Source organism: Sphingomonas trueperi, assembly GCF_011927635.1.
GTDB classification, from domain to species: Bacteria; Pseudomonadota; Alphaproteobacteria; order Sphingomonadales; family Sphingomonadaceae; genus Sphingomonas; species Sphingomonas trueperi.
The window spans coordinates 149,818-169,861 of record NZ_JAATJB010000009.1 but is presented as its reverse complement, the minus strand read 5'-3'; the positions used below and the strand labels follow the sequence as shown (position 1 = coordinate 169,861).

The following is a 20,044-nucleotide window of genomic DNA, read 5'->3' as shown; positions in this document are numbered from 1 at the left end:
TCGCCTTCCCGGAACAGCCCGGAGATCAGATAGCGGTCGCGCAGTTCCTCATTGCTCACGCACGCCATCATGTCCGGGTGCGTGGCGTAATAGGTACGGTCGAACATCCGGCACTCCTTCAAAATCATGCGGGACGGAGTCGATGCGCCGATCAGGACAAGGCCGGCCGACACCGGCAGGCACCTTGCACCCATCGGGAAACGCCGATCATGACGATCCTCTCCATCCGCCGCGTCTAGCGGTTGGCCCAATTGGTAACCGGTGTCAGGAGCGTGCGCAACCCTCCTGGTGCACCTGCTGCGTCTTGGCGTAGAGATCCGCTTCGACTTCCGTGTGTTGCATGAATGTAACACTTGGGGCTCGACTCGCTCGATCCACTTTCCTTGGTCGCCGTCGAAACGATTTTACGTCCGTACCGCACGCGGCAGCTTGCCATTGACACCGGTTTCCCATACCGATCGGGAAAAGGACGATCAAAGCGAGAGGGGCGGCAGTGGAGCCGAATAGCGATATTTCGCAGATAGCGCGCGCGTTCGTAAAAGCACGCCGGACTGCCTCCCCGCTTGCCGCATTCCCCGGCGCCATTCCAGCGGACCTGCCTGCAGCCTATGCCGTGCAGGACGCAGCCTTGGCGTTGGTGCCGAAAGCCGTCGCGGGCTGGAAAGTCGGGCGAATCAACCCGCCCGTCGACGGCGTCGACCGGCTGGCGGGTCCCATTTTCGCCGATCAGGTCGAGACGGAAGACGGCGTCGCGATGCCGATCTTCGCCGACGGCTTCGGCGCGGCCGAAGCGGAATTCCTGCTGCGCATCGGCCGGGCGCCCGATCCGGCGCAACGCCGTTTCAGCATGGCCGAGGCGCGCGCGCTGATCGATGCGGTGCATGTGGGCATCGAGATCGCCAGTTCGCCCTTTGCCGGCATCAACGATCACGGCCCGATGGTCACCATCTCCGACTTCGGCAACAATAACGGCCTGATCGTCGGTGCCCCCATCGACGACTGGCGCGAAATCGATCTGAACCGCTGGCCCGTCGCGCTCCACATCAACGGCGTGGAAATCGGCACCGGCGTCGCGGCGGACATGCTCGACGGGCCCTTCGGCGCGGCGCGCTTCCTGTTCGAGCATCTGGCGGCGCGCGGCATCGCGGTCACGCCGGGCCAATGGATTTCCACCGGCGCGGTCACCGGCGTCCACCCCGTCGCGATTGGCGATCGGGTGGAAGCGCGGTTCGACGGCCGGCTTTCGCTACGCTGCACGATCACGGCACAATAAGGCCCGCCAAGCGGCCGCACACAGGAGAGAGAGCCGATGGCTAGCAGGGAGGCGCCGGCGGTCGCGGCCGCGGCAGACAAGGTCGGGCGGTATCGCTGGGTGATCTGCGCGCTGTTGTTCGCGGCGACCGCGATCAACTATGTCGATCGCCAGATGATCGGCGTGCTGAAGTCGACCATCTCGGGCGAGCTCGGCTGGTCGGAAACCACCTATGCCGACGTCATCTTCTGGTTCCAGGCCGCCTATGCGATCGGCTATCTGACCTTCGGCAAGCTGGTCGACTGGGTCGGCGCGCGGATCGGCTATTCGATCGCCTTCGTCATCTGGACGCTCGGCCATACGCTGTGCGGCTTTGTCGGCTCGGCGTTCCAGTTCTCGGTCGCCCGCTTCATCCTCGGCATCGGCGAAAGCGGCAACTTTCCTGCGGGCCTCAAGGCAGTAACCGAGTGGTTCCCGGCCCGCGAGCGCGCGCTGGCCACCGGTATCTTCAACGCAGGCGCCAATGTCGGCGCAGTGGTGACGCCGCTGATCGTGCCGGCGATCACCATCGCCTTTGGCTGGCGGATGGCCTTCATCGTCACCGGCGTCGCCAGCCTGGTCTGGCTGGTCGCCTGGGTGGCGCTGTATCGCCGGCCGAAGGAGAGCAAAAAGCTCTCCGCTGCCGAGCTCGCCTATATCGAAAGCGACATGCCCGATCCGGTGTGCAAGATCGGCTGGCTCAAGCTGCTAGGCTATCGCGAGACCTGGGCCTATGCGCTGGGCAAGTTCCTGATCGACCCGATCTGGTGGCTGTTCCTGTTCTGGACACCCGATTTCCTCGCCAAGACCTATCATCTCGATCTGGTCAGCTTCGGGCCGCCGCTGATCGTGATCTACCTGATCTCGGACCTGGGCAGCGTCGCCGGGGGCTGGGCGTCGTCGCGGCTGATGCAGCGCGGGTTCACTGCCAATGCCGCGCGTAAATGGACGATGCTGGCGTGCGCGATCCTGGTGACGCCGATCTTCTTCGCCCAATATATCGACCATCTCTGGCTCGCCGTCGCCATCGTCGGGCTGGCGACGGCCGCGCACCAAGCCTTCTCGGCCAATCTCTACACCCTCCCGTCGGACATGTTCCCGCGCGCGGCGGTCGGGTCGGTGGTCGGCATCGGCGGGACGGTGGGCGCGATCGGGGGGATGATGATGGCCAAGTTCACTGGCTATATCCTCGAGGCGACGGGCAGCTACACCATCATCTTCGCCGTCGCCGGCAGCGTCTATCTGCTCGCCGTGGCGGTGGTCCATCTGCTGAGCCCGCGCCTCGCCCGAGTCTACAGCATCTGAGCCGGTTGCAGGAGAGGATCGCCGCCATGCCCACCCGCCCCTTCGCTTCCGTGCTCGCTTTGGCAGTCGGTTGCCTGTCGCTGCCCGCACAGGCGCAGACCGATGCCGCTCCCGGTCTGCTGTTCCGCGCATCGGCGGACACGTCGCTCGATGCCGATGTGGCGCAGGGCGACCCCGCCCCCAATTTCCGCGCGCATGTCGACATCGTGCCCGACGGGGCGATCCGCGGCGCGGCGCGCTGGGCGGACGACGGTTATGTCGCGTGGAAAGCGCCGGGCAACATGCGCGCGGCGCGCGGCACGCTCGCCTTCTTCTGGCGCGCGCGCGAGCCGCTGGGCGAAGTGCCGTTCGTGATCTTCCGCGCGGGATTTGCGGATCACACGAGCTGGGACATGGCCTTCCTGCGGATCGACTGGAACGGCCATGGCTTCGACGCCTTCGTCACCGACGCCAATCTCTCGCGGATTCGCGTCTCGTGGCGGATCGACCGCCTGCCCGATCCCGCCGCGTGGCAGCATATCGCCTTCGCCTGGGAGGAGACGCAGGGCGTCCGGCTCTATGTCGATGGCCGCGAGGTCGCCCGCAAGGACCAGCGCGCCGATCTCGACTCCGGGCTCGACCAGTTCGGGCTTGCCGGGCGCGTCATCGCCCCGCACCAGGTGCAGAGTCGCTACAGCTTCATGCGCGGATCGGACGTGGACGAGATCCGCGTCTATGACCGGATGCTGTCCGCCGCCAATGTCGCACGTCTGGCCGCCAAGGCGGAGCCGGGGCACCTTCCCGCCCCCGATCGGACCGCCGAACGCGCCGCCTGGCTGCACCGCTATGGCTGGGACAAGGCGCTGCCGCCGCTGCTCGATGCGCCCGTGACTCGCGTGCGCAAGGTCGAGTTCGCCGACGCCAAGGACCTCAAGCAATGGATGTGGAAAGGCGTGGACGGTATCGCCGAGACGACTTGGCCCGGCGTCTACAACCGCTCGCGCCTGCCCGGCCGCAACGATTATTTCGAGCTGCCCGACTGGAACACCTATGTCGAGGGCGGCAAGCGCTATGACCTGACGGTGCCGACAGGCGAGCGCTTCAACCGGGTCGAGCTGCGCGGCGCCGCCTATGGCACGCTCGGCTGGAGCGGGGACGGCAAGGACCAAGTGCTGGCCAAGCGGCCGCAGGGCGTGGTGCGCAGCGTCGACCAGTTCGCGCCTCGGACCGGCGGCACCCTCCACTTCACCAACGTGATGCAGGAACAGCCGATCCAGGAGCTCTGGGCCTATGACATCGGCGCGGGCGCGGAGCCCGAAGGCAGCTTCAAGCTCGACTACACCATCCGCGCGGACATGGCGCCGACACTGGCGGCGCTGGCCCCGCTCAACGCCTTCATCGCCGGCCGCTACGCACCCGACGAACGCGCGACCGTGGTGGCGATGCCGAGCGCGGGCGTGAAGGCCGCCGTGGGTGCTGGCGCGGCGGGCGGCGGCGGCAAGGTGGCGCGTCCGGCCGGCATGGCGCCGATCGTCCACATCCTCCTGCCTGCCAGCCTGGGCGACGCCCCGCCCGACCAGCCCGTCGCCCGCGCCTTTGATTATGGCTGGCAGAATATCCATGACGGGCTGGACGGCATCGCGATCGACCTGCCCGCGCTGCCCGGCGCCCGGCCGGTCGCGCTGGACATCCGGGTGAAGGACCCGATCTGGCCCGAGCGCGACATGATCGACCTCTCGGTCACCGTCCGCCCCGGCGAAAAGCGCACGCTCTGGCTGGACCTGCGCGATCGCATCCTGTCGCAGGACAGCCTCTATCTTTCGATCGCCGCCTCCGATCCCGCTTTCTCGGCGACGAGCCTCGACGGCGCGCGCATCCGGCTGGTGTTCAAGCCGCGCGCCGAGGCGCTGCAGGAGCATGTCACGGACCGGCTCAACCAGGTGAAGGACAATTGGGCATTCCTGGTCGAGGAGCATACCGCGTCGAAGCGGATGGCGCTCTACCGCCGCCTGTTCGCCGACATGACCGACCTGCTGCGCGTCGACCCCGACAACAAGCTCGCGCGAACCTATTGGGCGGACATCAACTATCGCCCCGAGAACCTGCCCGCGTTTACGCAGCCGGTCCCCCAGGCGGGCGAGCCGCTCTGGGCGTTCCGGCAGCTGGAGGACCTTCGCTATGTCCGCCGCTTCGTCGACTGGTGGATCGACAAGCGGCAGGTGCCCTATGGCGATTTCGGCGGCGGCATCTCCGACGATACCGACCTGACCCAGCAATGGCCGGGGCTCGCGCTGATGGGCATCGAGCCGGACAAGATCAACGCCTCGCTGCGCACGCTGTCCGACGCGGTCTTCGCCAACGGCATGCGTACCGATGGGCTCGGCACCGTCACCACCGACGAGCTGCATGCCTATGAGGAAGGCCTGAATTCCGATGCCGAGCGGCTCTACCTCAACTGGGGCGAGCCCAAGGCCGTCGAGCGGCTGATGGAGACGACGCGGGCGCTGCAGGGCGTGATCCTCAAGAACCCGGCGGGGCATTTGCACTTCGCTTCCAACTGGTATGGCGGGCGCACGATGTACCGCGACCCGGCCTGGGCCTGGCAGAAGCCGTACAGCTTTACCGTGCTGCACGCGCCGATCCTGATCGGGCTGTACAACGGCAACGCGAAGGCGCGCGGGCTGGTCACCGGCGTGATGGACGGGTGGCTGGCGCATGGCCGGCAGGATGCGAGCGGCAGCTGGAGCTTCCCCAACGAGATCAACTGGGGCACCGATGCCGAGCGCGCCGGCGACGGCGGCGGCGTCACCACACCGCTGCAGAGCGCCTGGAGCGCGTGGCGCTTCACCGGCGACGCGAAATATCTCCGCCCGATCGAGGCGCGGATCGCCAAGAGCGGCGCGGCGAGCCTCGCCGAATTCAACGAGAACGCCTTCACGGCGCTTCCCGGCGGCGCCAAGCTGCGCGCCGACATCGTCGCTGCGGCCAAGGCCGATCCCTTCTCGCTCTATGCCCGCTGGGACGCGACGGGCGACACCAAGCCGCTCGAACGGCTCCATGCCGAGGCGATCGCGGACAAGGCGCAGCACGAATATCTCTACACCGAAGGCCATTGGTGGTCGGACCGGGTCGAGCAGCCCAACGAGATCCTGCAGCGCGAGCGGCTGGGCGGCATCGCGCTCCGCCGCAACCAGACCTGGCCCGGCAACAGCGTCTCCTGGCGCTTCGCCGAGGACGGTGCCGGCGAGCAGGTGGCGATCCTCGTCCCCGGCGCGACGCCCGATCGCTTCCGAGTGCTCGCCTATAACCGCACCGATCGCCCGCAACGCGCGAAGATGACCGCCTGGAACGTCACCGCCGGCAGCTGGACGGTGCAGCGGTCGACGAGCAGCGACGGCGGGAAAACGCTGATCGCGGACGGTCCCCCTGTCACGCTGCCACTCGAGCGCAGCCTCGGCACCGAGGTCGTCTTCGCGCCGCATACCACCACCCTCTATGACTTCGCGCTGGCAGTCCCGACCATGCCGGTGGAGCAGCGGCCGGATCTCGGCATCGGCATCGACGATGTGGTGCGCACGCCCAAGGGCTTTGCGGTGACGGTGCACAGCCTCGGGGCGCAGCGTGTCGTAGGCGGCACGCTCACGCTGCGCGCCGCCGATGGCGCGGTGCTGGCGACCACGGCGATCCCGCCCCTCGATGCGCCGACCGACCTGCGGCCGCGTACAGCCGTAGTGCGGATCGCGGCGCCGAAGCAGCAAGTGGCAAGCGTCGAGGTCGCGCTTCCGCAGAACGCGCCGGAGGTCACCCGCCTCAACAACCGCGTCACGCTGACACCCGCCCGATGACCTTCTCGCGGCGCCATCTGCTCGCAGGCGCCGGCGTGCTGGCACTCGCTCCCCTGCGGGCAAAAGCGACCAACGATGCCGACGTCCGCCACGCACTGGACGAAGCGGCAGCGCTTCCGCCCGACCGCGCCCTGGCCCTGCTCCAGCCCCTTCCGGCAAGGAGCGGGTCGGTCGGCAGCGACCTCGACCTTCAGGCAGCACGCGCAGGGCTGCGCATCGACCTGGCGCTGGAGCATGCACCCTCGACGGAATCGCAACGCTTCGACCTTCAAGTGCAACGGATCACCGGGAACGATGCCGAGCTGACGCGGGTGGAGCGAGACCTCCATGCCGCCCACCGCGCGCTGCTGGCACGCGCCACCGCAGCCTTCGATCGCCTCGCCCTCCCCGGAACCACGGTGGGCGCGCGCTTCGAGCGGCTCTGGCGCGATCCGCGCTATCTCTTCCCGGACGACGCCGACGGGCGCGCCGCCGCCGTGGACGCGATGCGGGCGACGCTCGCCGCCATCCAGCCCCGCCTGCCGCGACTGGTCGGCGCCCTGCCCCCGGAATGCAGCCAGGTCGAGATCCGCGCGCTGACTGCCGAGGAAATCGCCGCCGGCAAGGGCGGCTACCGCATCCTTCCCGGCGCGGGGACGCCCGGCGCCTATGTGGTGGACCTGAAGGAGATCCGCCGCCGGCCGAGCTTCTCGCTCCCGAGCGTCGTCGCGCACGAACTGCTGCCGGGCCATATGGCGCAGCTGCCCCAGGAAGCGAACGCCGACCCGCATCCGCTGCGGCTGCGCTATGCCGCCGCCTTCACGGAAGGCTGGGGAAGCTATGCCGAGATGCTGATGGCCGAAGACGGGCTGTTCGCCGATCCGCACGCGCTGCTGGGCCATCTCCACTGGATGCTCTTCCGCATCTGCCGCGGCCTCGCGGACATCGCCCTGCATGTACGCGGCGCGCGCCTCGACCAGGCGCTGGCCGCGATGCGGGCCGCGATGGGCGAGCCCGTCTATTTCGCGCCCTTTGCCGCGGACCTGGCCCGGATCGCGAAGGAACCCGCCGTCCGCGCCGCCGAGGCTTGGCTGCCGCTCCGCCTCCGCGCCCTACGTCCGCGCGATCGACGCGACTGGCCGCGCTACCATGCGGCGCTCCTCCAAACCGGGCGCCGCAGAACCGAGCAATGTCGCTGAGCGGCGACGCGTGCTTCCTCCCTAACGGCTCTCGCTCGCCAGCCCGCCAATCGCTCGCAGATATTCCCGATGTGGCTGCGCGAGCGATACCGCGCGGGCAATCGCCTCCCGCGTGCGGGCGAAGGCACCCTCCAGTTCGCCCTCGGTGAAGTGATGGGCGAGAGATTGTGGCGGTCGGGCAGCAGGCCCGAGGATGTCGCACGGCACCTGCCCGACGCGAGGTATCCGCCTGCCTCGGCCATCGTGCTAGTTCCCGGGGTGGAAGCCCTTGTCTTCGGTCACCGGCTTGGCTGTGGGGCGAGGCGCGGGCAGGCGAAGGTGGGCGCCTCAGTCGGCGCGCGGCAGCAGCACGCGGAAGGTGGAGCCCTGCCCCACAACGCTCTCCTTGAGCACGATGCTGCCGCCGTGCAAGCGCACCAGCTGCCGGACCAGCGCCAGGCCGATGCCGAGCCCGTCCGCCTGCTCGCCGCTGCGGTCCACCTGCGCGAACAGGTCGAACACCTGCCCCTGCATTTCCGGCGGGATACCGAGCCCGGTATCGGCGACTTCGATCGCCACCTGCCCTGCTTCCTGCCGAACCCGCAGATCGATGGCGCCGCCCTCGGGCGTATACTTCGCGGCGTTGGAGAGCAGATTGCTCACCACTTGCGCGATACGGGCCTGGTCGGCGTGCAGCCAGACCGGCGCCTCGGGCAGGTCGAGTGTCAGGCGATGCCCGCGCGCCTCGATCTGCGGTCGGCTGAGCTCCACCGCCAATGCCAGCGCGTCGCCCAGGTCGATGCGTTCGGCACGCAGCACGATCTTGCCCTGGTCGATCCGGGCGACGTCGAGCAGGTCCTCGATCAGCCGCGCCATGTGGGTGACCTGCCGCTCCATCTGCGCACGTACCTGCTCGCCCGCATCCTCGCCGGCGCGGCGCTTGAGCAGGTGCAGCCCGGCGCCGAACGCCATGATCGGGTTGCGCAGCTCATGGCCGACCATCCCCAGGAAAGCATTCTTGCGCCGATCGGCAAGACGCAGGCTCTCGGTCAGCCGCGCGAGTTCGTCGCGCTGGGCGATGATCTGGCGGCGTTGCTCGTAGAGATCGAAGAAGACATTGCTTTTCGAGCGCAGGATGCCGGCGTCGATCGGCTTCTGGAGGAAATCCACCGCGCCCGCCTCGTAGCCGCGGAATCGCCGCTGCGCGTCGGCGCTGCCCGCGGTGAGGAAGATGATCGGCACGTGCCGGGTGCGCTCGTTGCCGCGCAGGAACTCGGCCAGCTCGAAGCCGTCCATGCCGGGCATCTGCACGTCGAGCAGCGCCAGCGCGACGTCGTGAACGAGCAGCAGCTCCAGCGCCTCGTCGCCCGAGCGCGCCTTGAGGCACTCCAGGCCGTCGCGCCGCAGCAGCGCTTCCAGCGCCAGCAGATTCTCGTCGAGATCGTCGACGAGCAGGAACTTCACGGGGTCTGGGGCGGACATGTGGCTCAGGCCAATCGCAGGAGGTGTGGGGCGATCGCGTCGATCACCAGACGGGTTGCGCCGGGGTTCGCGGCGAGGCCCGCGGCGGGCATGGTCGGTACGCGCGCGGTGGCCGGATCCTCGACGATCGCGGTGCCGCCAGTGCGGGCGACCGCGCGCAGCCCTTCCGCGCCGTCATTGTTGGCGCCGGTGAGCAGCACCGCGATCAGTCGGCTACGCAACGCGTCGGCGGCGCTTTCGAGCAGCAGGTCGATCGAGGGGCGGCTATGGTTGACCGGATCGTCGGCGGAAAGCGCCATGCTGCCGTCGGGCTCGACGAGGAGGTGATAATTGGCCGGCGCGAAATAGATGGTGCCGGGCGCTGGCATCTGCTTGTCCTCGGCCTCGCACACCTGCATCGCGCAGCGCGATTCGAACAGCGCCGCCAGGCCGTGGTCGTGATCGGGGGGGACATGGACGACGATCAGCACCGGCCGCGGGAAGTCCGCGGGCAGCGCCGGCAGCAGCGTGAGCAGCGCCTGGACGCCCCCCGCCGAGGCGCCGATCACGACGATGCCGGTCATCGCTCGCGCCGCTGGTAGATCTTCTCCTCGCGGACGAAGTCGGCAAAGCCGGCGGCGTGGTCGGAGAAGCGCAGGCTCTCCTTGCGGCCTAGGCCGAGGAAACCGCGGCGGACCAGCGATTCCTCGAACAGCCCGACCGCGCGTTCCTGCAGCGCCCGATCGAAATAGATCAGCACGTTGCGGCACGAGATCAGGTGCATCTCGCCGAACACCGAATCGGTCGCCAGGCTGTGATCGGAGAAGACGATATTGGCGCGCAGGCTGCTGTCGAAGATCGCACGGTCGTAATCGGCGACATAATAGTCGGAGAGCGAGGTGCGTGCGCCCGATTTCTGGTGATTCTCGGTGAACTTGCGGATCTGGTCGAGCGGATAGACCCCCGCCTCGGCCGCCTTGAGCGCCTTGGGATTGATGTCGGTGGCGTAGAAGATCGTGCGCTGCTCCAGCCCCTCCTCGCGGAACAGCATGGCGAGCGAATAGACTTCCTCGCCGTTGCTGCACCCAGCGATCCACACCTTGAGCGAGGGATAGGTGCGCAGGTGCGGGATCACCTTCTCGCGCAGTGCCCGGAAATAGCTGGGGTCGCGGAACATCTCGCTCACCTGGACGGTGAGGTAGTTGAGCAGCCTGGCCAGCATGTCTGGATCGTGCAGCAGCCGGTCCTGCAGCGCTGAGAAGCTGCTCATCCCCAGCCGCCCGCGCGCCTGGATCAGCCGCCGCTTGATCGAGGCGCGGGCATAATGGCGGAAGTCGTAGTGATAGCGCCGGTATAGCGCCTCGAGCAGCAGGTCGATCTCGATATCGTCGACATCGGGTTCCGGAGTTTCGTCGTTCATCGCGGCATCCAAACGCGGACGAGCGACAAGAGTTTATCGACGTCGATCGGCTTCGCCATATAATCGCTCGCGCCCGCCTCGATACAGCGTTCCTGGTCGTCGGGCATCGCCTTGGCGGTGAGCATGATGATCGGCAGCTTGGCCCAGCGCGGGTCCTGGCGGATCGCACGGGTGGCGGTGAGGCCGTCCATCACCGGCATCATCACGTCCATCAGCGCGAGGTCGACTCCCTTCTCGGGGTCGGTCGCGGCCTCGGCCAGCGCGTCGAGCGCCTCCTGGCCGTTGCGGGCGATGCGGACGAGCACCCCGCGCGGCTCCAGCACGCTGGTCAGCGAATAGACGTTGCGGACATCGTCCTCGACGATCAGCACGCGCCGACCCTCCAGCACCGCGTCGCGGCGGCGGGCGGCCTGAATCATCTCCTGCTGCTCGCTGGGCAGCTCGGACACGACCTGGTGGAGGAACAGCGAGACCTCGTCGAGCAGCCGCTCGGGCGACTTGGCGCCCTTGATGATGATCGAGCTCGAATAGCGGCGCAGCTTCTGCTCGTCGTCGGCGCTGAGATCGTGGCCGGTATAGACGATCACCGGCGGGAAGCTGTGCGATCCGTCCTCCTCGCTCAGCGTCTCGAGCAGCGAATAGCCCGAGGCATCGGGCAGCGAGAGGTCGAGCACCATGCAGTCGAAGGTCTGGCTGCGCAGCATCTCCAGGCATTCGGCGGCGGTGCGCACGCCGACGGTCTCGACATCGTCCTTCTGCAGCAGCCGGGAGACCGCGTCGCGCTGGACGTCGTCGTCCTCGACGATCAGCACGCGGCGGACGCGGCTGGCGGTACGTTCCTGCAGACTCTGCAGCACCTCGGCGAGCAGCTCGCGCTTGATCGGCTTGATGTGATAGCCGACCGCGCCGAGCGACAGCGCCGTCTGGCTCTGGTCCGCTGCCGAGATGACGTGGATCGGGATGTGGCGGGTGGAGTCCTCCTGCTTGAGCTGGTCGAGCACGATCAGCCCGGACTGGTCCGGCAGGCCGAGATCGAGCACGACTGCGCTCGGCCGATAGGTGCGGGCCAGCTGCAGCGCCTCGTCCGCCGTGCTCGCGACCAGGCACTGGAAGCCGAGCTCGCGCGACAGGTCGCAGACGATAGACGCGAAGACCGGGTCATCCTCGATCACCAGCAGGTGGCGTCCGCCTGGCACCAACCTGTCGCGGTCATCCTCCAGCACCCAGTCGGCCGCGGCAGCGGCGCGACGCGGCGCGGCCGGCGGCGCCGCGGGGGCCGGTTGGGCGACCGGCTTGGCTGGTGCAGCAGGCGCCGTGGGCAGCGTGCGCGGGGCGACTGCCTCCGCGTCGTAGCTGACCGGCAGCGTCAGCGTGAAGGTGCTGCCCTCGCCCGCCCGGCTCTCCAGCGTGATGCCGCCCCCGAGCAGCCGGGCCAGCTCGCGCGAGATCGACAGGCCGAGCCCGGTGCCGCCATAGCGGCGGTTGATCGTGCCGTCGGCCTGGTGGAAGGCCTCGAAGATCATCTTCTGCTGCTCGGGCGAGATGCCGATGCCGGTGTCGCGCACCGCGAAGGCGATCTTGTCCCCCGTCGCCCGGACCTGCAGCCGCACCGATCCCTTCTCGGTGAACTTGAGCGCGTTGGACAGCAGGTTCTTGAGGATCTGCTCCAGCCGCATCCGATCGGATTCGATACCCTTCGGTGCCGTCTCGTCGACGAGGATCTCCAGTTCGATCCCGCGTTGCTCCGCCACCGGCTGGAAGACCTGGCGGAGATCGGTGCCGAGCCGCACCAGACTCACCGGCTCGGGGCGGATGTCGACATGCCCCGCTTCGATCTTCGACAGGTCGAGGATGTCGTTGATCAGCGTGAGCAGGTCGTTGCCCGAGGATTCGATCGTGCGGGCGAACTTCACCTGCTCGGCGGTCAGCGTGGCAGGACCATTGTCGCCGAGCAGCTTGGCGAGGATCAGCAGCGAGTTGAGCGGCGTGCGCAGCTCGTGGCTCATGTTGGCGAGGAAGTCGCTCTTGTACTGGCTCGCCTGTTCCAGCTCGCGCGTCTTGACCAGCAGCGCGGCGCTGCCGCGTTCGAGTTCGTCGCGCTGGTTCTCCAGCGCCTGGGCCTGCTCCTCGAGCTGGCTGTTGGTCTGCTCGAGCTCGACCTGCTGCTGCTCGAGCATCGCCTGCGATTCGCGCAGCGCCCTGCCCTGCTCCTCCAGCTCCTCGTTGTTGACCTGGAGTTCCTCGCTCTGGGTCTGCAGCTCGGCGGCCTGGCGCTGGGTTTCCTCCAGCGCATCCTGCAGCTGGGCGCGGAAACGCGCGGAGCGCAGCGCCACGCCGATCGCCGGCGAGGCACGCTCCAGCAGCTCCAGCATCATCGGATCGGTCGGGTAGAAGAAGCCGAGCTCGAGCACTGCATTGACCATGTCGTCGGCCTTGGCCGGCACGATCATCAGGTGGCGCGGCTTGTCGCTGCCGAAGGCCGAGCCGATCTCCAGATAATGGTCGGGCACGTCGTCGAGCAGGATCGGCTTACCCTCGGCGGCGACGCGGCCGAGCAGGCCTTCGCGCAACCCAAACGCCTCGGGCACATCGGCATCGCCGGGGACGCCCAGGGTCGCGACGCGGCGGAAGACCCCGGCTTCGCCCTTGAACAGCGCGCCCGCCTGGAAGCCGAGCTTGTCGGCCAGATAGCCGAGCACCGCCTCGGCGATCTCCTCCACCGAGCGATCGCCGCGCACCGCCGCCGAGATGCCGAGCAGGCCGTTCTGCAGCCATTCCTCACGGGCGCGCGCGCGGAGGTTGCGGCGGACCAGCACGAAGATCATCAGCGTCAGCGCCGCGCCGATCAGGCTGGAGACGAGCCCGCTGGCGATCGCCGCCTGCGAGGCGGCCGCCATGTCGGCGAGCCGCTCCTGGCGAAGCCTCCCCTCTTCCTGCGCCATCACCCCGAGCTGGGCGCGGATCGCGTCCATGCTGTTCTTGCCTTTACCGGTCTCGACGATGGCAAGTGCCTCGGAGAGCCCCTTGGTGCGGCGGAGCTCGATCGTCTCGCGCAGCTCGGCCAGCTTGGCACCGACCTCTCGGCGCAGCTGGACGATATTGTTTTGCTGAACCGCATTGTCGCTGACCAGCTGCTGGAGATGGTCCAGCCGCCCGTCGAGCGTCTCGGTCGCCTTGGTATAGGGCTCGAGATAGCTTTGCCCGCCGGTCAGCAGAAAGCCGCGCTGGCCGGTCTCGGCGTCCTGGACGGTGGAGAGCAGTTCGTCGAGCGCGATCAGCACGGTATGGCTGTGCCGGATCGCCGCGTCGCTTTCGCCAAGTGCCAGCACGTTGCGATAGGCGAGCGCGCCGCTGATCAGGAAGAAGGCGAGGCCGAGGACCAGCCCCACCGTCGTCCAGACGGAACGGCCCCCAGAGTCGCGCAACAAATTCCGACGCTTCATGCACTCGATCCCAGAAAAGGCCCCGGGATCCGCATACCGCGCTGCGAGAGGAGAGCAAGCGTGCTGACGGACAGGGTGGGACAGGCAGGCCGCCTGCCCCACCAACGGGTTAGAACACGAAGTTCACCGCAAGTGCGTAGGTCCGGCCGAAATAGGCGGTGTAGAGCGGGTCCTTGCGGACCGTATCCACCGTCAGCCGGTTGGTTTCGTTGGTGATGTTCTGCACCTCGGCGATCAGCTTGATATGCTCGCTGAGATTGTACGAGGCCGAGGCATCGACGAAGATCGACCGGGCATTGGCGGTCGAGTCCGCATCGACCGAACCGCTCGGCACCGCCGTCAGGAACGACGAGCGATAGTTGACCGTCGAGCGGATGCTGAACTTGCTGTCCTCGTAATAGAGCGTGCCGCTCGCCGTCTCGGGCGACAGGCCGACCAGCGGCGCGGTACGCGAGAGCGTCGGCGAGATGATGTAGTTGATGTTCGAGCGCACGCGGGTGAAATTGCCCAGCGCGCCGAAATTCTTGAGCACGCCCGGCAGGAAGGTGAAGGGCAGCTGCACGTTCACCTCGACGCCCCGCAGCGGGCCGCCCGGCGTGTTGTTGCTGCGCTGGACGGTGAACTGGTCGGTCGGGCGGAGCTGGGTGCCGTTGAGCAGCGACAGCGGCAGGCCGATGTCCTGGAAGGCCAGGCTCTGGCTGGTCGTCTGGATATAGGTCTCGATATCCTTGTGGAAATAGGCGACCGAGAGCAGCGAACCGGGGCGGAAATACCATTCGAGCGCGGCGTCGAAGGTATTGGCGCGGATCGGATCGAGGAACGGGTTGCTGAACGACGCGGTCTGGATCACCAGATTCGCCGAGCCCGCCGGGATCAACTGGCCATAGGAGGGCCGCGACATTACCCGCGCCGCCGAGACGCGCGCGATCAGGCTCGGCGTGATGTCGAGCGCGAGGTTCATCGACGGCAGCCAGTCCTCGTAGGAGCGGCTGACGTTGGAGATGACGAAGCGCGACGGGTAGAGCGATCCCGCCGGCGATGCGGTGGTGATCGGGCCATAGGTATCGAGGCTGGTGCGGACATAGCGCACCCCGGCATCGCCGCGCAGCGCGAAGGGCAGGATGTTCGCCGTGTCGAACTTCGCCATCAGATAGCCCGAGGCGTATTTCTCGTCGACGCCGCCATAGGTGCCCTTGGCGCATTCGATGCTGCAATACACATAGTTGTCGAGCCCGACGACCTGGCGGAACTTGTCCGGGTCGATCGAGACGAAGTCCTGCAGGTTGCCGCCGAGATTCTTGCCGACACCGGTGGTGACGAAGCTGAAATCGGCGATCGAGGCGCCCGCCGGCAGCGCCAGCGGGGTGTTGGTGGCGAGCTGGCGCTCGCGCGCGGTGTATTTGTTGGTGCGATACTGGCCGCCGGCCTGGATCGAGAAGCCGGGCGTCACCTTCCAGTCGGCGTTGAGCTCGAAGGTCTTGCTGGTGATCGTGTTGCGGCGGATGAAGTTGGAGAGCTGGCCGCGCTGGTCGCCATTGGCGAGCGGCGGGCCATACTGGAACAGCGCGGGGTTGGTCGTGTCGATCCCGTAGCCGATCTTCGGGATGTTCGGATTGTCGCGGAAGTCGATCGACCAGTTGCGCGTGTCGTTCGCGTCGATCGCCACCTGCAGGCGATCCACGTCGAGCGTCGACTGGTTGATGCCGGCGAGGCCGAACAGCCGGAAAGCGTCCGAGAAGCGATGGTCGAAGTTGAGGTTCGCCTGCTTGTATTCGGAGGTGAAGCGCTCGTCCTGCATTTCCGAACGCAGGTCGACGCCGTCGAACAGGCCGTGGACCAGCGAGCCGTTGCCGTCGACCTCGATCTCGCGCACCGAGGTGAGCGGCTGCCCGTTGTTCGAGATCGCGCGACCGAACGAACGCGCGTCGATCATGGTGTCCAGCCGCTTGACCTTGAAGCGCGAATAGAGGCCGTCGAGCGAGATGTCGGTATTGTCGTCGGGCTTGAACTGCAGCGTCAGCGAGCCGGCCAAGCGCTCCTGGTTCTGGCTGCCCTTCACCGGGCGCGGCAGGCGCGGCAGGTAGACGCCGCCGCCGGGCTTTCCGTTCACGCCCGTCCGGCTCATGATATAGTCATAGGCCGCCTGGGTACCGGTACGCGGGTTGTTGGTGCTGCAATTGTTGGCGTCCGCGCCGATCGCGGCGCCGCTCGGCTGGGTATAGCCGGCCACCGGACTGTTCACCGGGGCGCCCTTGTAGAGGTATCCCGCGGGGGTGCAGAACGGGAAGATCACGCCCGCATTGGCGCTGCCGGCCGGCTGAGCAAGACCGTAGACGGTCGTCGGCACCACGTCCGCCGCCGAATAGGCATATTCGTCGATATGGCGCTTCGAATAGGCGATGCTGCCGAGCACCCCGAAGCTGTCGCCGAACTTCTTGGAAACCAGCGCGGAGAGGCGCGGATCGGCTTCCTTGCGGATGTCGTTGTAGATCCCGCGCGCGGTGGCGGAGAAGACGAAGTCCTTCTTCTGGTCGAACGGCTTGGGCGCACGCAGGTCCACGGTCGCACCGAGCGAGCCTTCCTCGACATCGGCCGAGGTGGTCTTGCGCACGGTGAGCGCCGAGAAGATCTCGGTCGGGAAGGTCACGAAATCGAACGAACGGCCGGTCGCGACGCCGCCGCGAATGTCGCTGCCGCTGACCTGCGACACGCCCTCCATGCCGTTGATCCGCACGCGGGTGAACTGCGCACCGAGGCCGCGGACCGAGATGTTGCGCCCTTCGCCGCCGTCCCCGCGGGAGAGTGCGACGCCGGGGATGCGCTGCATCGACTCCGCGAGGTTCGAATCGGGAAACTTGCCGATATCTTCCGCAACGATGCTGTCGATCGCGGCGGTCTCAGAGCGCTTCAGGTTGAGCGCGCTGTTGAGCGAGGCGCGGAAGCCGGTGACGACGATTTCATTGTTCTGTGCGTCGTCCGCCTGCACCGGGGCGGGTTGCTCCGATGCGGTTTGGGCGGCGGCGGAAGTTGCGATCAGCGCGGCGAGTGCGCTGCACGATGCGAACAAGGCGCGTTTGTGGCCACGAACGGTGTCCATATCCCCTCTCCCATTTCGCGCGCACCTGTGTCTAAGCGTTTCGGTGCGCGGGTGGTGTCGCCCCCATCTGCGGGTGTCCGACTGCAATACTGCGTAACAGGCGCCATCGTGTCTGGCAACTATGCCTGACCAATTTGCCAGATAGCGTTGTCAGGCCGTTTTTCTGCCAGACAAGGCGCTTGCAAGTGGCCCGACCAAGTTTTACGCCTAGCCATCAAGAGCTTTTCGCCGCAAGCCTTTGGGAAGCGGACGGGGCCACTTCATGGATGAGGGGAGAGACTGTGGTTCGCACATTCGCACTATTGGCCTTTGCCGCCCTGCCGGCAAGCACGCTTCCCCTCGCTGCGGCCCCGCCCGTCGGCACCGCGCCCGCCGCTGCGCCCTGGCGCGACCTCATGCCCAAGGCGGACCTCTCCGGGTGGCACCGCACCGGCGGCAACGCGACCTACGAGGTGGTGGGCGACGAACTGGTCGGCCGCGCGGTGATCGGCAAGGGCAATAGCTGGCTGGTCTCGGACCAGCTCTATGGCGACTTCATCGTCGAGTTCGACGCCAAGACCGATCCGTCGCTCAACTCGGGGATGATGATCCGCGGCCAGAGCCGGCCCGAGTACCGCAACGGCGTGGTGTTCGGCTATCAGGCCGAGATCGACCCCTCGCCGCGCGCGTGGAGCGCCGGCCTCTATGACGAGCAGCGCCGCCAATGGCTGTTCACGCTCGGCCGCAACGAGGCCGCGCGCAAGGCCTTCAAATCGGGCGACTGGAACCATTACCGCGTCGAGGCGATCGGCAACCGCATCCGCACCTTCCTCAACGGCGTCCCCGCCGCCGACATCGTCGACGATACCGATGCGCGCGGCTTCCTCGCCTTCCAGGTCCACGCCCTGCCCGACGACGTTGCGGCCAAGGGCCCCGAGGTGCGCTTCAAGGGCCTGCGCATCATCACCGACTCGCCCGCCCGCTATGCGCTGCCCGAGACCAAGGTCGAGCAGCAGGGCTGGCAGTCGAACCAGCTGACCGCCGCCGAGCGCCGCGCGGGCTGGACGCTGTTGTGGGATGGCCGCACGTCTAAGGGCTGGCGCTCGGCCAAGGGCGGCGGCTTCCCGGCCAAGGGCTGGAGCATCGCCGACGGCATCCTGACGGTGGAGAAGAATGGCGGCGGCGGCGACATCGCCACCGCAGCCAACTACCGCAATTTCGAGCTTTCGGTCGATTTCCGGCTGAGCGAGGGTGCCAATAGCGGCATCAAGTATCTGCTGCCGCCGCTGCAGAATGGCGGCGTGTCGAGCGTCGGCTTCGAATATCAGTTGCTCGACGATGCGCGGCATCCCGACGCCAGGATGGGCCGCGACGGCAACCGCACGCTGGCCTCGCTCTACGACCTGATCCCGGCGCGCAACCTTTCCGACCCGTCGAGCCCCGGCAAACGCAACAACCCGCCGGGCGAGTGGAACCGCGCGACGATCCTGGTCCGCGGGAACCATGTCGAGCATTGGCTGAACGGCTTCAAGGTCGTCGAATATGAGCGCGGATCGGATGCGCTGAAGGCGGTAATCGCCCAGAGCAAGTTCGCCAAGATCGCCGGCTTCGGCACCACGGCCGAGGGCGCGATCCTGCTGCAGGATCATGGCGACCGGGTCGATTTCCGTTCGATCAAGCTGCGCCGTTTCTGAGGAATCTGCGCCGCACTGTTGCAATCACGACTATAAAGAACCGAGGGGAAGCACTGCCATGTTCGACCGTCGAACGATGATGAAGGGCGCCGCCGCGACCGGCGCACTGGCGATCAGCGCGAGCAGCTATGCGCGCATCCTGGGGGCGAACGACCGCATCCGCGTCGGCATCGTCGGCGTCAACGGCCGCGGCCAGGCGCATATGAGCGCCTTCGCCAAGCAGCCCAATGTCCAGGTCACCCATTTCGCGGACGTCGACTCCGCGGTGCTCGCCAAGCGCGCCGGCGAGTTCGCCCAGCGGCACGGCAACAAGGTCGAGACCACCGGCGACTATCGCCGGCTGCTCGACACCAAGGCGGTCGACGTGATCACCATCGCGACGCCCGATCACTGGCATGCCAAGGTCGCGATCGACGCGATGAACGCGGGCCGCAACGTCTATATCGAAAAGCCGATCGGCATCGCGCCGGCCGAGGGCGAGGCGCTGATCGCCGCGCAGAAGCGCACCGGCCGCGTGCTCCAGGTCGGCAACCAGCAGCGCTCGAGCGTCGAGACCCGCCAGCTGCTCGACCTGATCCGCGCCGGCGAGCTGGGCGACGTCTACGAGGCGCAGACCTGGTACGCGAACAACCGCAAGTCGATCGGCAGGGGCCAGATCGTGCCGCCCCCCGCCAATCTCGACTGGGCCATGTGGCAGGGGCCGCGGCCGCGCGGACCGTACCGCTCGAACCTCGTCCACTATAACTGGCACTGGTTCTGGCAATACGGCACCGGCGAGATCTGCAACAACGCGATGCACGAGCTCGACATCGCGCGCTGGCTGATGGGCGTGACCTACCCCAGCACCGTCACCGCGCGCGGCGCCCGCCGCTTCTACCAGGGCGACGACTGGGAGATGTATGATTCGCTCGCGCTGAACCTCGGCTTCGACGGCGGGCGGACGATCCGCTGGGACGGCGAGAGCTGCAACGGCATGCTCCGCTATGGCCGGGGTCGCGGGACGCTGCTGCTCGGCACCAAGGGCTCGGCAGTGGTCGATCGCAACGGCTTCGAGCTGTACGACTTGGCCGGCAAGCGGATCCGCGAGGTGAAGGCACCGGCGGAATCGGAGACGACCGGCACCGTCGGCGAAGGCGCGCTCGACGTCTACCACGCCGCCAACTTCCTCGGCGTGGTCCGCGGTACCGAGACGGCGCTGCACTCGCCGATCCAGGAGGGGCATATCAGCACCACGCTCTGCCATCTCGGCAACATGGCCTATCGCACCGGCGGCGCGATCACCGTCGACCCCGCCACCGGCAAGCCGAAGGAAGCCGCCGCGCTGAAGCTCTGGGCGGTCGACTATGAGCCCGGCTGGGAGGTGCGCGGCTGAG

11 protein-coding genes and 1 pseudogene are annotated in these 20,044 nt (G+C 67.5%); 6 read left to right on the top strand and 6 right to left on the bottom strand.

Annotated elements, in window-relative coordinates; genetic code table 11:
• Positions 1-107, bottom strand: a pseudogene (locus tag GGR89_RS22365) (5-dehydro-4-deoxy-D-glucuronate isomerase); the annotation flags it as partial.
• 386 nt (positions 108-493) lie between these two features.
• On the opposite strand from GGR89_RS22365, the gene GGR89_RS14740 reads away from it, so the two are divergent.
• The 4 genes from GGR89_RS14740 to GGR89_RS14725 are packed head-to-tail and all read left to right on the top strand — an operon-like array spanning position 494 to position 7,598.
• Entirely contained in the window at positions 494-1,273 is a 780-nt protein-coding gene (locus GGR89_RS14740; RefSeq protein WP_125975353.1) for a 2-keto-4-pentenoate hydratase, read from the top strand.
• Between the two features lie 36 nt (positions 1,274-1,309).
• On the top strand, positions 1,310-2,596 hold the full coding sequence (locus GGR89_RS14735; RefSeq protein WP_125975351.1) for an MFS transporter: 1,287 nt from the start codon (positions 1,310-1,312) through the stop codon (positions 2,594-2,596).
• A 26-nt stretch (positions 2,597-2,622) separates the two neighbouring features.
• On the top strand, positions 2,623-6,420 hold the full coding sequence (locus tag GGR89_RS14730) for a LamG-like jellyroll fold domain-containing protein (RefSeq protein ID WP_125975349.1): 3,798 nt from the start codon (positions 2,623-2,625) through the stop codon (positions 6,418-6,420).
• Positions 6,417-7,598: a DUF885 family protein gene (locus GGR89_RS14725; protein ID WP_125975347.1), complete on the top strand. Its 1,182-nt coding sequence runs from the start codon at positions 6,417-6,419 to the stop codon at positions 7,596-7,598. The genes GGR89_RS14730 and GGR89_RS14725 overlap by 4 nt, the downstream gene beginning before the upstream one ends.
• Positions 7,599-7,925: 327 nt before the next feature.
• On the opposite strand, the gene GGR89_RS14720 is transcribed toward GGR89_RS14725, so the two are convergent.
• The 5 genes from GGR89_RS14720 to GGR89_RS14700 all read right to left on the bottom strand — a co-directional run bounded on the left by GGR89_RS14720 (position 7,926) and on the right by GGR89_RS14700 (position 16,998).
• Positions 7,926-9,059, bottom strand: coding sequence for a hybrid sensor histidine kinase/response regulator (locus GGR89_RS14720; RefSeq protein WP_125975343.1), 1,134 nt, complete (start codon positions 9,057-9,059; stop codon positions 7,926-7,928).
• Between the two features lie 5 nt (positions 9,060-9,064).
• The gene (locus GGR89_RS14715; protein ID WP_125975341.1) at positions 9,065-9,622 is read right to left on the bottom strand and encodes a chemotaxis protein CheB; all 558 of its coding nucleotides are present in this window, start codon (positions 9,620-9,622) and stop codon (positions 9,065-9,067) included.
• Positions 9,619-10,458, bottom strand: a complete 840-nt coding sequence (locus GGR89_RS14710; RefSeq protein ID WP_125975339.1) for a CheR family methyltransferase — start codon at positions 10,456-10,458, stop codon at positions 9,619-9,621. The genes GGR89_RS14715 and GGR89_RS14710 overlap by 4 nt, the downstream gene beginning before the upstream one ends.
• Positions 10,455-13,901, bottom strand: coding sequence for a response regulator (locus GGR89_RS14705; RefSeq protein WP_125975337.1), 3,447 nt, complete (start codon positions 13,899-13,901; stop codon positions 10,455-10,457). The genes GGR89_RS14710 and GGR89_RS14705 overlap by 4 nt, the downstream gene beginning before the upstream one ends.
• Before the next feature lie 109 nt (positions 13,902-14,010).
• The gene (locus GGR89_RS14700; RefSeq protein ID WP_125975335.1) at positions 14,011-16,998 is read right to left on the bottom strand and encodes a TonB-dependent receptor; all 2,988 of its coding nucleotides are present in this window, start codon (positions 16,996-16,998) and stop codon (positions 14,011-14,013) included.
• Positions 16,999-17,279: 281 nt separating this feature from the next.
• Between GGR89_RS14700 and GGR89_RS14695 the strand changes: the two genes are divergently transcribed.
• Both GGR89_RS14695 and GGR89_RS14690 read left to right on the top strand, forming a co-directional pair.
• Positions 17,280-18,671 (top strand): 3-keto-disaccharide hydrolase, encoded by a 1,392-nt coding sequence (locus GGR89_RS14695; RefSeq protein WP_241213573.1) that lies wholly within the window; start codon positions 17,280-17,282, stop codon positions 18,669-18,671.
• Positions 18,672-18,729: 58 nt separating this feature from the next.
• A complete protein-coding gene (locus GGR89_RS14690) occupies positions 18,730-20,043 on the top strand; it encodes a Gfo/Idh/MocA family protein (RefSeq protein ID WP_125975333.1) in 1,314 nt (437 codons plus the stop codon).
• Position 20,044 lies beyond the last annotated feature (1 nt).